The following is a 12,963-nucleotide window of genomic DNA, read 5'->3' on the forward strand; positions in this document are numbered from 1 at the left end:
GGACAAAGCCGTGATCCAGCACCGGATGCGCGCTATAAAGATGCTTTTCCATCCCTTCCGAGACCACCCGCAAGGTCTGCTGCGGTGCTGCCCGAAGCTCATCAATCTCCGCCTGCTGCTCGACGCTCAATACCATGTCAAGGCCCCCTCAATGCCAATGCTCTTATGATTCAAGAATTACTATATCTGGCAGGCAAAGAGATCTGAACAGCCAAATCAGGGAAATATTCGATCTTAGTGCAACGAGGGTCGACAGCCTCCTTCAACGCACTATTGTTGCAAGGGAGTTATCGTCAATGAGGGCAACATGCGCTATCTGCACACAATGGTCCGGGTTAAGGACCTGGAAGAATCGATCAAGTTTTATGGCTTGTTGGGCCTGAAAGAAACCCGCCGCTGGGACAACGAAGGCGGGCGATTCACGCTGGTTTTCATGGCCCCGGAGGGGCAAGAAGAATGCCCGGTTGAGTTGACGTATAATTGGGATGGCGACGATGCCCTGCCCGATGACAGTCGAAACTTTGGCCACCTCGCTTATGAGGTCGAAAACATCTACGAGATGTGCCAGCACCTGTCGGACAATGGCGTCGAGATCAACCGCCCGCCACGCGATGGGTGGATGGCCTTTGTCAAAAGCCCTGACAACATCTCAATCGAATTGCTGCAAGCGGACAAAGCGCTTGCCCCGGCCGAGCCTTGGGCCAGCATGGAAAATACCGGAACATGGTAAGGTGGACGGCCATATTGGCCGCCTTTTTTGTGGCCACTTTCTGGGCCGGGCTTGCGCAGGCGAACTGTCGCCTTGCGCTGGTTTTGGCGCTCGACGTGTCCTCATCCGTGGATGCGAACGAATACGACCTACAAAGGTTGGGTCTGGCTGCAGCTCTGAATGCCCCTGATGTGCGACATGCGATTTTGCAAGGTGGCAACGGGCATGTGGCTCTGGCGGTTTATGAATGGAGCGGCTTCAATCAGCAAAAACTGCATCTGGACTGGAGCCTGCTGCGCAACCACGCAGACATTGATCAGGCCGTCGCGATCTTGGCCAAGATGTCCCGCAGCCACGACAATTTTCCAACCTCCGTCGGGCAGGCTCTTGGCTATGGCGCTTTGGTTCTAAAACGTGCACCAGATTGTCGCCGCCAGGTGATTGATGTCTCAGGCGACGGCGTCAACAATCACGGTTATGGACCGCTCGCCGCCTATCGCAATTTCCCATTTGACGGGGTTGTCGTGAACGGATTGGTCTTGCTGGGGGAAAGCCCCAATGTGGCCGACTTTTACCGAAACAGAATATTGCGCGGCTCGGGGGCTTTTCTGATCATTGCCAACGGGTTTGAAGAATTCAAAACCGCAATGACCCGCAAACTGTTTCGCGAGATCAATGAGTTGGCTGTCGGGCACCTGAAGCACCCGAACCGAACGCAAGGCGGCTAGTAAATATAGCGGATCTGATCCATCCAATACCGCTCTACCCGGCGCAGGGATGTGGTGATCTGATCAATTCCATCAGTTCCCAGAACACCTTTGCCCTGCAGGCCTTCGGCATGGCGCTCAAACAATTGGCCGACCGCATCCCGAATATGACGGCCCTTTTCGGTCAAGCGCACTCGCACAGACCGACGGTCCATCTCGCAACGCTGATGGTGCATATATCCCATTTCAACCAATTTTTTGAGATTATAACTGACATTGCTACCCTGATAATACCCGCGAGTTTTCAACTCTCCTGCTGTCACCTCGTTGTCGCCGATATTGAACAGCAGCAGCGCCTGCACGGCGTTAACCTCCAACAGGTTCACGCGCTCAAACTCGTCCTTGATCACATCCAGCAAAAGCCGATGCAATCGCTCAACCAATGCCAATGTATCAAGATATCCAATCACAAAGCCCTGCTGTTTTTCAGAAAGGCCAAGGGGGGCGGGCACACTCATAACTCGTCTCCAAACAAACCTGCTCAGAGACACCTTGAATGTAAATGCCCAACAATCGGTTAAACTGCACCAATAGTGCCTAAAATTCTATCTACTTTCCTGCACCCGCCACGGTAGCGATATCCGCAATCAGGTTAGAATAGACATCAGGCCCCGCATTCTGTCCCGTCACCCACTGATACAAATCCTGATCATTTTCCGATAGCAGGTCGTCATAGAGGTCAAGCTCAGCCGGACCCAATTCCTGCAACCGCGCCTGCGCATATCGCGACAGAATGATGTCCATTTCCTTGATCCCACGGCGCATTGATCGCATCTGCAGGCGTTTGAGCCGGTTTTCTGCCGTCTCAGCCAAGGTCGGCACCTTTCAGTAAGGACCGAAGGTTTTGCTCGAGACGCTCCAGGCGCTCAGCCGCCGCGGTCACTTGGCTGCGAATGGCTTCGAATTCCGCAATTAATTCAACAGCCCCCTGCGCCAATTCGGCCGCAGGCGTTTCAGGCCCATCACCTTCACCAACCAGTAACCACGCCAATGAGACATTCAACAAGCCAGCCATACGCGGCAACTTGTTCCCGCGCGGCTCGGACAGATCCTCTTCCCAAGCCTTGAGGGTTTCAAGTTTCACACCAAGACGTTCTGCAAAATCATCCTGACTCATGCCAGCCTGCTCACGTGCCCCTGCGATGCGGTCCCCATAGGTGGTAGTCTCTGGATCAAACCAGTCTTGCGTTACTTCAGCGCCCATTAAAAAACCCTCTATCAAAATATCATTGTCCAATTTGGATCAACTGTGCTTGATCCGAGATCACGGCAATCATATGACAGGTGCAGGCTCAATTTCCAACCGGAGTGCGACATGGATTTCCTTTCCGCGACACTATCACGCGTCAAACCATCCCCGACCATCGCGATGACCGCCAAAGCAACCGAGCTCAAGGCCGCAGGTCGCGATGTCATCGGGCTGAGCGCCGGAGAGCCGGATTTCGACACGCCGCAAAACATCAAGGACGCCGCTGTTGCCGCGATTGCCGCGGGCAAAACCAAATACACGGCGCCAGATGGCATTCCGGAACTGAAACAAGCGATCTGCACCAAGATGAAACGCGACCACGGGTTGGATTACACCCCGGCGCAGGTCTCGGTCGGCACTGGAGGCAAGCAGACACTGTATAACGCGCTGATGGCGACGCTGAACGAAGGTGACGAGGTGATCATCCCCGCGCCCTATTGGGTCAGCTACCCCGACATGGTGCTGCTGGCGGGCGGCACGCCGGTGATCGTGGAAACCTCACTGGAAAGCAGCTTCAAACTGACGGCTGAACAGCTTGAGGCCGCCATCACCCCCAACACCAAATGGTTCATCTTCAACTCGCCCTCCAACCCCACCGGCGCGGGCTACAGCAGGGAGCAGCTCAAAGCCCTGACCGATGTGTTGATGCGCCATCCGCATGTCTGGGTGATGACGGACGACATGTATGAACATCTGGCCTATGACGATTTCGAATTCTGCACCCCGGCACAAGTCGAACCCGGCCTGTACGAGCGTACACTGACCTGCAATGGTGTCTCCAAAGCCTATGCCATGACCGGTTGGCGCATTGGCTATGCCGCTGGTCCCGTCGAATTGATCCGTGCCATGCGAAAGGTTCAGTCGCAATCAACGTCAAATCCCTGCTCGGTCAGCCAATGGGCCGCGGTAGAGGCCCTCAACGGCACGCAAGACTTCCTTGCGCCCAACAACGAGAAGTTCGTCCGGCGCCGCGACATCGCTGTCTCTATGCTCAGTGCCATCGATGGCGTCACCTGCCCGACACCCGAAGGCGCGTTTTACGTCTACCCCTCGATCGCCGGGCTGATCGGCAAAACCACCCCCAAGGGCACAGCCATTAGCACCGACGAAGATTTCGCTATCGCACTGCTGGAAGAGGCAGATGTCGCCATCGTCTTTGGCGCAGCCTTTGGTCTCTCGCCAAACTTCCGGGTCAGCTACGCCACTTCGGACGAAGCCTTGACAGAGGCCTGCAAACGCATTCAGAACTTCTGTGCAAGTTTGACGTAAAGGTTTTCGATGGCGCACCAGCTCCCCGAGTATTATTTCCGAGTTCGTGAAAACGGTGCGTTTGTCTTTCGCATCGACACCGAAAACCGCCACCAGCGGATCGAGATGGATCAGATCGCCGTCGTCAACATCAAGAACGGTCAGATCAAACCGCATGGCGACCGCGAACTGACCACCGAGGACAAGGCGACCATCGACAAATGGATGGCGGAACGCACCGAACTGCTGGCCAAACGCGACATCGACGACATCCACCGCGCGGTCGACTACCTGAACTTGACCACCCACTGGGCCCAGTCCCGCGCCACAGATGACCAACTCGAAGACGTCACCGACGCCCTCTTGCTGGCCATGCACGACCTGCGCTCGACCTTGGTTCGCAAAAAGGCCGACCGGCTGATGAAGGGCCAAAAATAGGCGGATAATGAACAAATTTCCGAATACGAGACGGGGGTGTTCTTCACTCAAGCATTGACCGGCTGATATGCGTCGCAGATCAAGCCTCAAACCTTCAGGTCTATCATGTCAGTTGGTGTCGCAAATCCTGGGGCCTCAAGAGGTCGCAAAGCTGCCGTCAAAGGTACTATATAACGTCATTGTTCTGGTCCTGCAAAGATCGGTCTGCCACAGGCTGGGGCGCATCGCGGGTCAGTCCCATAAAACCAAACAGCAAAGCGACCAGCATCAAGATAGCGGTTGAAAAGAACACCAACTGAAAATTACCTGAAACGGATAAAATGCTGCTGCTGATGGCGGTTGCAACAGCACCGCCCAGCAAACGGAAGCTCACGCCTATGCCGCCCACCTGCCCTTGTTTTTGAACTGGAACTGCATTCGCCATTTCCCGCAGGACGGGGGCATAGACAAAAGGCATTCCCAAGCCCCAAAGCACGAGACCTGCGACCATCCATTTAAGACCTTCACTTTGCGCCGTCAGGGCGATCAGGAACATTGCAGCTGTAGCGACCATCTGGCCATTCAAGACCAGTCGCCGGGCGCCGGTGTTATCGGCCATTCGGCCGACAGCTGTTGAAAGGAACGGAAACCCAACGACCGCCAAAAGCAGCGTGGCTCCTGCCACAATGGGCTGCATTCCGAGTTTATCCTGAAAATAAAGCGCTCCAAAGACGACGATTGTGATTTTAGAATACTGCCCCGTGAAAATGATCAGATTGGCGGCACTGAATGCTTTGAGTCTGAAGAGGCTCACATCGATGAGCGGCGCGTTTTTTCTTGCCTCGATCAGGATGAACCCGATCAAAAGAAATACCCCGCCAGCAAAACATCCAAGGATAAGACCGCTGATCCAGCCGACAGTCGGACCTTGCATGATGGAGAAAACCAAAAGGGTCAATCCTGCGGTCAGCGTCACAAACCCCGAGGTGTCAAACCGTTCGCGGGCATCGCGGCTCGGTTGGCGCGGGAACGCGACAACGACAATCGCGGTCGCAGCGACAACGACAGGTACGTTGATCCAGAAGATCCAACGCCACGACACAACCTCACTTAGATAACCGCCAACAATAGGACCCAGTGCCAGAAACACCGTACTGATCGCGGCCAGCGTGCCTATTGCTATACCGCGCTGATCTTTGGGAAAAACAACCATGATCATCGCAACCGTCATCGGAAAAATTGCGGCCGCCCCAAGCCCTTGTACAGCCCGCGCGGCGATCAACATCACACCGTCTGAGGCGAGACCGCAGGCCAGCGATCCCAAGGCAAACAGGGCAGCTCCGATGATCAAGAGTTTGCGAAATCCGACGATATCTCCCAACCGTCCACCAGCCGCAGCGCAGCATGCAAAGACAAGCATATAGATACTGATGACCCAATGAGCGCTCGTCTGGGACATGTTGAGATCATTTCGCAACGTCGGTAACGCAATACCAACCACGGTCTCATCCAGCATGATCAACCCGCCGGATAGTGCCATGGCGATGAGGGTCCACCATTTGCGGGCCGTTCCGCGATCTGCAGTCATCACCGGCTCCTACTGATTGAATATAGCCTAATCTATGCGATTTCTTACGTCTACGCTGATGCCTGTCTTGGGCTCCTAGTGAACGCTACCGTTTCAATCGGAATCGCAGCTCTTGGGAACGGACTCTCAGGCCGTCTTGTCCAGCACTTGCCTTCATTAGACTTCGCACGTATCCGACCGACACCAACAATTATTACTTCAGTTTGATTATTTTAGAATGGTGTTTAAGAATTCATTATAGATTTCAGAAATTCCACAACAGGGAGACTTTAGATTTCCAGCATTGAAGACAGGCTTTCAAATAATGCTCTATCACCCGATCAGATCGAGCAAAGAACAGAAGTTGTTTATCGATATATTCGCGCTCTTAATGAGTCCGATCTGAACACAATATCGGATCTCTTTTCCGATACTGTGGTCGCCCTCGACCCGGTAGGCACAAAACGCATCGACGGTCGCGCGGCACTCTTGGAATTCTTTAAAAATGGCCCCTTTACCCGCTCAATACACGCGGAACTTGAAGGTCAGGTGCGGTTGGCAGGCAACTCTGCAGCCTTCGCCTTTATCGCTCATTCGGACGGCAAAGAAATGCATATTATCGATGTGTTCGAATTTGACGAACACAACCAGATTGCCAAACTGCTGGCGTATTGGTCCAACGCAAATGTGGTGAACCTCGACTAGTCGCACAGCAATAGTTCATATATCGCCCTCTACGCTAAATACCACGGCCGAGGGAGAGGTGCGTTTAGGGTCTGGAGAGTTTCGCTCACCGATACATGGTTAAGCCAAGGCGCATCATTGCATAGCCGAGTTGCGTCTCTCCATAGCTGCCTCACTCAGAATCGCAACTTTTCGGAATCGACTCGTAGACCGGTTTGTCTGACGCGTGCAACTCTGCACTATTAATTGACATCCCTTGAAACGGCGGATCTGATTGCATCCCGGGATTGACTTGGTGGATGATATAGCAACCGCCATAAACCTTAGTTGTTCCGTCCGTATGCAGCGCAGAAATCGCAACGGGCAGCCCCCAAAAAATCTGCCCGGCGCCAGCATCTGGCACTGCATCGCCAAACTGTGCCGAGACCGATTTTGTAGCGGCATAACCATCGACCCAAGCCTGATAATCCTTGGGCGCGAAACCATCTGAAAAATAACTATACGCCCTCGCATACTGTTTTTTGTTAATCGCGTTGTAAAAGCTTTGAACCAGCTTTTCCGGGGTCGAGCGGTCATCCATATATTGTGTCTCAGCCGTTGCCACGCCCGCAGAAACGATTACTCCTGCCAAAATGCCGGTTATTGCCTTGGTCAATACATTCATCTTTCAACTCCGTACATATTCAGCCGCAGACAGTTCTGCGAGATGTTTTAAACGTCCTGCGCTTCAATAACTCACTGACGGCTAAGCTTAACCGAAAACGTGATTCCATCCCCCAACCCTATGTAGTTTAGATAGAGATCTCCGTCTTCCAATTCACCTGTAAACACGCCTGTATTCACGTGTTCATTCTCAGCTGGGCCTTTCTCTGTGATCACCAGATCCGATCTGTCCTCAAGGTCGAAACTGCCGGTTGCATATTCAACCACCCAAGGCTCATTCGCATCGCGCCGCCACCGGTTGATCACCCAGATCAGATTGCTCTCCTGTTGGTAAATATCCAACTCCATCGATGTCTCAACAGACTGGTCCGGATATTTCGGATGGTCCGCTGGAAACGCCACCCTGTACGAGCCCGCCCATACCCCCGTGACCGAGGGAAATGTGTCAGTTAACGCACTTGATGCGGACACAATGACAGCCAGCATCGTGAAAATCTGCAATGGTTTCTTGAAAAATCTGATCATCACCGTGATTCATCTCGCTTTTAAGTCGCTTAAAAAGAATTTGTATCATGCGCAGAGCTTACCCTGAGCCACAGTTTTCGCCAAGACGATTGATTTCAAAGGGAATTGTCATGGTTTTGACGGTTTCGAAGCCCCGCGCCGACCAATCTCGTTGAGCGCTGACTGCGACGGGTAATCCACCACTGCCATGCCCCCATCGACAATCAAGGTCTGGCCGGTGATGAACGAAGCCTCGTCCGAGGCGAGAAACCGAACGGCATTGCCGATCTCTTCAGGCGTGCCCATCCTGTTCAGCAGCGAGGGTGGCGCGGCCTCGGCATCTTGTTCGACCACGGCCCGTTGTTGCTCAGAAGTGGCGATCCAGCCGGGGCTCACGCAGTTCACCCGGATGCCCAAGGGGGCCGCCTCTGACGCAAAGGCCCGCGTCAGCCCCTCGACCCCGGCCTTGGCCACGCCGTATAGGCCCCAACTGCCCTGAAACGCAGCCGTTGAGGAGATATTCACCACCGCCCCACCGGGGTCAGCCGCCAGATAGGGCAAGGCGTGGCTGGTCATCAAATAGGCCGAGCGTAGATTAGCATTGTGGTAAAAGTCCCAACGCTCGGATGTGCTGGCGTTATCAGACAATGGGCTATGCATCAGCCCGCAACCGGCATTGTTCACCAGAGTATTCAGACCACCAAACGCCTGCGATACATGCACCAGCAGGTCTTTGATCTGTTCTTCTTCAGTCAAATCCACTTGAAAGGCGCGGCACTCCACGCCCTCATCACGCAAAGCCTGCGCCGCACCCTCAAGCCGCTCCAGACCACGTGCAGCAATCGCCACCTTTGCACCCGCTTGCCCCAACCGCCGGGCAACACCCAAACCAACGCCCGAACCTCCACCGGTCACCAGTGCCACTTTGTCAGCAAGAGTCATACCACGTCCTCACAAGTCCCCGCGTCCAGATCATTCTCCTGCTGCACGGTAAATTTCGACGTCTTCCTTGATCGTCGCGACCACTGTCAGCTCCGCCAGTGTCTCCGGGTCTACCGCCGTCGGGTCCTCAGACAGGATCACAAAGTCTGCCAGTTTTCCAACTTCGATCGATCCTTTCTTGTCTTCCTCAAAATGCTGGTAAGCGGGCCAGATCGTCATCGCTTTAAGTGCGGTCATCACATCCACCCGCTGCGTCGGCCCCAATATATCGCCTGACCGGGTCCGTCGCGTCACCGTGGCAGCCAACACCCGCATCGAATTGGGGTTGGCCACAGGCGCATCGTGGTGCGTGCCAAACTTCATACCGCGTTTCGCAAACCACCCGGTGGGCGAGATGTTGTCAGCCGCATCCGGTCCAACCGTATGGTCGCGGTGCCAGTCACCCCAATAGAATGTATGCATTGGAAACAGCGATGGAAACACCTTGAGGCGCTGATAGGCATCGACCTGATCTTCGCGCAGAAACTGACCGTGAATCAGCACGGTCCGGCGATCCCCCAGCCCATGTTTGGCGGCTGCCTGTTCCACGGCCGCAATCAACCTATCCGAGGCGCCCTCGCCATTCGCATGGCTCAGCATCTGGATATCATTCTCATAAGCCCAATCGAACATATCGTTGATGGTCTCAACACTCTCATAGGCCAAACCAGAGTACCCTGCAGGATAATCGCCAACCGGATCGTAATAGGGTTTATCCCGCAAAGCCGTGAAGCCCTGCGGTGAGCCGTCGATGGTCAGCTTACCGCCGGCAATACGGATGCGGTTTTTGTACGCACGCGAATGGTGTTTTTCGACAATCTCTCGGTCAATCATCACATCCGGGTAAATCGCGATATCAATCTTGATCTTGCCCGCCGCCGCCAGCGTTTGCAGCATATTGATCGTTGCCGGATCGGCCCGCCCTTCCTGCGCGGTAGTAAAGCCATAACTGATCCAACTGTCGATCCCGGCCAGCCCCATCTGCAGGCGGCCTTCTTCGCCAAAACTGAAACTGAATTGGAATAGCCCCGCGAAATGCGCGTTACCTTCCAGCACGCCATCAGGCTCGCGACTGTCCTGCATCCGCCGGATCACCCCTCCCTCGGGGTCTTCGCTATTGGCACTATACCCCAGCAGTTCCAGCGCCTTGCTATTGCCCGCGCCGATGTGGCCGGACTGATGCACAATGTACACCGGCAGCTCTGTCGACACCGCATCCAGATCCTCGCGTGTCGGATGCCGGTTTTCCGCAAGCTGTGCAGGATCGTAGCCAAAGCCTAAGATAAGTCCTGAAACATCAACCAGATCCGGGTTGTCCTCAGCCCAGTCGCGCAATTTCTGCTGCAGACTTGCGATATCGATCACGTCGCCATCTGGCGGCGCAAGCAAATCGGCAACTGTTGCTTGCATCCCCCCACCAGCGGCAACATGGCCATGGCTATCGACAAATCCGGGCAGCATTGCAGCGCCACCAAGATCGACAAGACGCGTTGCTTCCCCTTGATGGCTTTCGACATCAGCGGCAGCTCCAGCAGCCAGAATCAACCCATCTTTCACCGCAACCGCTTCAATCCTCGGGGCCGCGTCATCCATGGTCAAGATTGTGCCACCTTTATAGATCGTGTCGGCATCTTGGGCAAAAACGTTCGAGGTGAGGGTCGTAAAAGCAACGGTTGAAATGATGAAAAGCTTTGAAGAAAGAAAATTTGTCATACTCAACTCCGGGCATTTGCACATATTTCATCAGACAACCGCCAAAGCACCGGGATGGCAACACCTTTGTCTGGTTAGGCCAGCGCAAGATGGCAGTCACCCCATGAACGCTGTGTTTTCACCAATAACCTGCTATACATTCCTCATGAAACGGCCTATGTGCCGTCAACTCTCTTATCCGTAACCGATCCCTTGACGGGATTTGGCCCGGTGGACCCGAACAATCCTCTGCCACCGCTGCCCTGCAAACAGAAATGCCTATCGTGAAACAAGCCCTGACCGACGCGCTGAATGAGCGCGGATATGATACATTGACCCAAGTGCAGGTCGCCGTCTCGGACGCTGATCTGATCGGCAAGGACCTGCTGGTCTCAGCACAAACCGGGTCCGGTAAAACATTGGGTTTTGGCTTGGCAATTGCACCAACATTGCTGGGTGATGACGAACACTTTGCCGCCGCCGCTGCGCCTCTGGCGTTGATCATCGCGCCCACGCGCGAACTGGCCCTTCAGGTCAAACGTGAGCTGGATTGGCTTTATGCCAAGGCCGGAGCAACGCTTGCCTCTTGTGTTGGCGGTATGGACATGCGCGATGAGCGCCGGGCGCTGGCCCGCGGTGCGCATGTCGTTGTGGCCACTCCCGGCCGTCTGCGAGACCACATCATGCGCGGCTCAATCGATCTGTCAGAGCTGCGCGCCGTGGTCCTGGACGAAGCAGATGAGATGTTGGATCTGGGCTTTCGCGAAGATCTCGAATTCATTCTCGGCGAAGCTCCGGAAGAACGTCAAACGCTTCTGTTTTCCGCCACTGTTCCGAACTCCATCGGGTCACTGGCAAAGAACTATCAAAAAGATGCCATTCGCATCACGACCAAGGCCGAAAACAGCCAACACTCCGACATCGAATACCACGCGATGATGGTGTCAGATCGCGACTCTGAGAATGCGATCATCAACACCCTGCGCTTCTACGAGGCGCCCAATGCCATCGTATTCTGCAACACCCGCGCCATGGTCAACCGTCTGACCACACGACTGTCAAACCGTGGTTTCTCTGTTGTGGCTCTGTCAGGCGAACTGTCACAATCCGAGCGCACCCACGCCTTGCAGGCGATGCGCGACGGACGCGCCCGTGTCTGCGTGGCAACCGATGTGGCTGCACGCGGGATTGACCTGCCCAATCTGGATCTGGTGGTCCACGCCGAACTGCCCACCGGTAGCGAAACCCTGCTTCACCGCTCAGGCCGCACCGGTCGCGCTGGTCGCAAGGGTGTCAGCGCTCTGATTGTGCCCCCGAAAGCACGCAAAAAGGCTGAACGCCTGCTAAAATGGGCCAAACTCAATGCCAGCTGGGACGGCGCACCAACCGCAGATGCCGTCAAAGCCAACGACGAAGCACGCATGCTGGCCGATCCGCATTGGAACGAAGAGATTGCAGACTCAGATCAAGGCACCATCGCCAAATTGATGGAGCAGTTCACGCCCGAGCAACTGGCCTCGGCCTATCTCAAACTTTACCACTCGCGCCATTCCGCCCCGGAAGAGCTCTCAGCCGTTGACGCAAGGGAAAAACCAAAACCGCGCGAGGCTTTTGGCCCCAGCGTCTGGTTCTCACTGGCCGGTGGTCACGACGCCGAGGCCGAACCCCGCCGCCTGCTGCCGATGCTGTGCAAAGCTGGGAACATCACCAAGGACGACATCGGCGCGATCCGCGTGCAACAAAGTGAATCCTTCATTGAACTGCGCGAAAGCAGTGTTGCAGGCTTTCTTGAGGCGCTCGGCCCCGGCCTGAACGTTGAAGGTGACGCGCTGACCCAGCTTGACACGCCCCCAGTCATTGCCAAATCCCCTCGTCCGGCCTTTGGTGACAAAAAACGCGGACCCCGTTCTGATCGATCAGATCGCCGGGACGGACGCAGAGATGATCGTCGTGACGACCGCCGTTCTGGTCCGCGCCCAGATAGGAATTCTGATAAACGGGACGATCGCAAGCGCGACGACAAACCAGCGCCACGCAAAGACAAATGGCACGCCGATGACGCTGCGGCCCCCAAGCCGCGCACCAAGTCGAAATCGGCAAGCACCCCACCAACGGATTGGAACGACTCCCCCGAACCACGCTCACGCAAGCCCAAACCACAAGATCGCAAAGGTCCGCCAGCAAAGGGCAAAGGCAAGCCGCCATTCAAAGGCAACGAAAAACCCGCAGATAAACGCGATGGCCCCTCCAAACCCAAGTTCAGCGCTGACCCCAGCAAATCGCTCCGTAGTAAACCTGGCAACAAACCCAAAGGCCCGCCACCGCCAAAGGGCAAACCCAACAGCAAGAAGAACAAAGCCCGCGCTGCGGCGAAACCCGGCGGCAAACAAGGCGGCACCACCCCACCCCGCCGGAAGTGATCCGCAGGTCTGGATTAGCCAGTCAGAGCGTGATCGCCAGACCGCGGAGTGGCGAAGCAAAT

At 55.3% G+C, this 12,963-nt stretch carries 14 protein-coding genes and 1 pseudogene; 6 read left to right on the forward strand and 9 right to left on the reverse strand.

All coding sequences use genetic code 11. The features are described from left to right. Positions 1-136 (reverse strand): annotated as a pseudogene (locus tag ROA7450_RS20830) (FAD-dependent thymidylate synthase); the annotation flags it as partial. 171 nt (positions 137-307) lie between these two features. Between ROA7450_RS20830 and ROA7450_RS17310 the strand changes: the two are divergent. Together ROA7450_RS17310 and ROA7450_RS17315 are read left to right on the forward strand one after the other, a co-directional pair. Beyond that, positions 308-730, forward strand: a complete 423-nt coding sequence (locus tag ROA7450_RS17310; RefSeq protein WP_085807211.1) for a VOC family protein — start codon at positions 308-310, stop codon at positions 728-730. Continuing rightward, positions 724-1,437 (forward strand): DUF1194 domain-containing protein, encoded by a 714-nt coding sequence (locus ROA7450_RS17315; RefSeq protein WP_085807212.1) that lies wholly within the window; start codon positions 724-726, stop codon positions 1,435-1,437. Before ROA7450_RS17310 ends, ROA7450_RS17315 begins: the two co-directional genes overlap by 7 nt. Here ROA7450_RS17315 and ROA7450_RS17320 read toward each other — a convergent pair. From ROA7450_RS17320 to ROA7450_RS17330, 3 genes are all read right to left on the reverse strand, one after another. After that, a complete protein-coding gene (locus ROA7450_RS17320; protein WP_085807213.1) occupies positions 1,434-1,934 on the reverse strand; it encodes a MarR family winged helix-turn-helix transcriptional regulator in 501 nt (166 codons plus the stop codon). The two genes, ROA7450_RS17315 and ROA7450_RS17320, sit on opposite strands and share 4 nt — an antisense overlap. Before the next feature lie 91 nt (positions 1,935-2,025). Next, entirely contained in the window at positions 2,026-2,289 is a 264-nt protein-coding gene (locus tag ROA7450_RS17325; protein WP_085807214.1) for an FAD assembly factor SdhE, read from the reverse strand. Next, positions 2,282-2,680: a helix-turn-helix domain-containing protein gene (locus ROA7450_RS17330; protein WP_085807215.1), complete on the reverse strand. Its 399-nt coding sequence runs from the start codon at positions 2,678-2,680 to the stop codon at positions 2,282-2,284. Before ROA7450_RS17330 ends, ROA7450_RS17325 begins: the two co-directional genes overlap by 8 nt. 111 nt (positions 2,681-2,791) lie before the next feature. Between ROA7450_RS17330 and ROA7450_RS17335 the strand changes: the two genes are divergently transcribed. Further along, a complete protein-coding gene (locus ROA7450_RS17335) occupies positions 2,792-3,994 on the forward strand; it encodes a pyridoxal phosphate-dependent aminotransferase (protein ID WP_085807216.1) in 1,203 nt (400 codons plus the stop codon). Positions 3,995-4,003: 9 nt separating this feature from the next. Then, positions 4,004-4,411, forward strand: coding sequence for a hypothetical protein (locus tag ROA7450_RS17340; RefSeq protein ID WP_085807217.1), 408 nt, complete (start codon positions 4,004-4,006; stop codon positions 4,409-4,411). Positions 4,412-4,577: 166 nt separating this feature from the next. Here the strand turns inward: ROA7450_RS17340 and ROA7450_RS17345 are convergent, their stop codons facing one another. Continuing rightward, positions 4,578-5,978, reverse strand: coding sequence for an MFS transporter (locus ROA7450_RS17345; RefSeq protein ID WP_085807218.1), 1,401 nt, complete (start codon positions 5,976-5,978; stop codon positions 4,578-4,580). 324 nt (positions 5,979-6,302) lie between these two features. On the opposite strand from ROA7450_RS17345, the gene ROA7450_RS17350 reads away from it, so the two are divergent. Beyond that, entirely contained in the window at positions 6,303-6,662 is a 360-nt protein-coding gene (locus tag ROA7450_RS17350; RefSeq protein ID WP_268808483.1) for a nuclear transport factor 2 family protein, read from the forward strand. Between the two features lie 151 nt (positions 6,663-6,813). Here ROA7450_RS17350 and ROA7450_RS17355 read toward each other — a convergent pair whose 3' ends face one another. The 4 genes from ROA7450_RS17355 to ROA7450_RS17370 form a co-directional block, all read right to left on the reverse strand. Continuing rightward, entirely contained in the window at positions 6,814-7,305 is a 492-nt protein-coding gene (locus ROA7450_RS17355; RefSeq protein ID WP_085807220.1) for a hypothetical protein, read from the reverse strand. A 71-nt stretch (positions 7,306-7,376) separates the two neighbouring features. Further along, positions 7,377-7,790 carry a hypothetical protein gene (locus ROA7450_RS17360; RefSeq protein ID WP_143534516.1) on the reverse strand — a complete coding sequence of 138 codons (414 nt, stop codon included), beginning with the start codon at positions 7,788-7,790 and terminating at the stop codon, positions 7,377-7,379. A 147-nt stretch (positions 7,791-7,937) separates the two neighbouring features. Further along, positions 7,938-8,750 (reverse strand): SDR family NAD(P)-dependent oxidoreductase, encoded by an 813-nt coding sequence (locus ROA7450_RS17365; protein ID WP_085807222.1) that lies wholly within the window; start codon positions 8,748-8,750, stop codon positions 7,938-7,940. Between the two features lie 30 nt (positions 8,751-8,780). Further along, a complete protein-coding gene (locus ROA7450_RS17370) occupies positions 8,781-10,502 on the reverse strand; it encodes an amidohydrolase (protein ID WP_085807223.1) in 1,722 nt (573 codons plus the stop codon). A 254-nt stretch (positions 10,503-10,756) separates the two neighbouring features. Here ROA7450_RS17370 and ROA7450_RS17375 point away from each other — a divergent pair, with 254 nt between their 5' ends. Continuing rightward, positions 10,757-12,901 (forward strand): DEAD/DEAH box helicase, encoded by a 2,145-nt coding sequence (locus ROA7450_RS17375; protein ID WP_370738216.1) that lies wholly within the window; start codon positions 10,757-10,759, stop codon positions 12,899-12,901. Positions 12,902-12,963: the final 62 nt, after the last annotated feature.

The organism is Roseovarius albus, assembly GCF_900172335.1.
Taxonomy (GTDB): Bacteria; Pseudomonadota; Alphaproteobacteria; order Rhodobacterales; family Rhodobacteraceae; genus Roseovarius; species Roseovarius albus.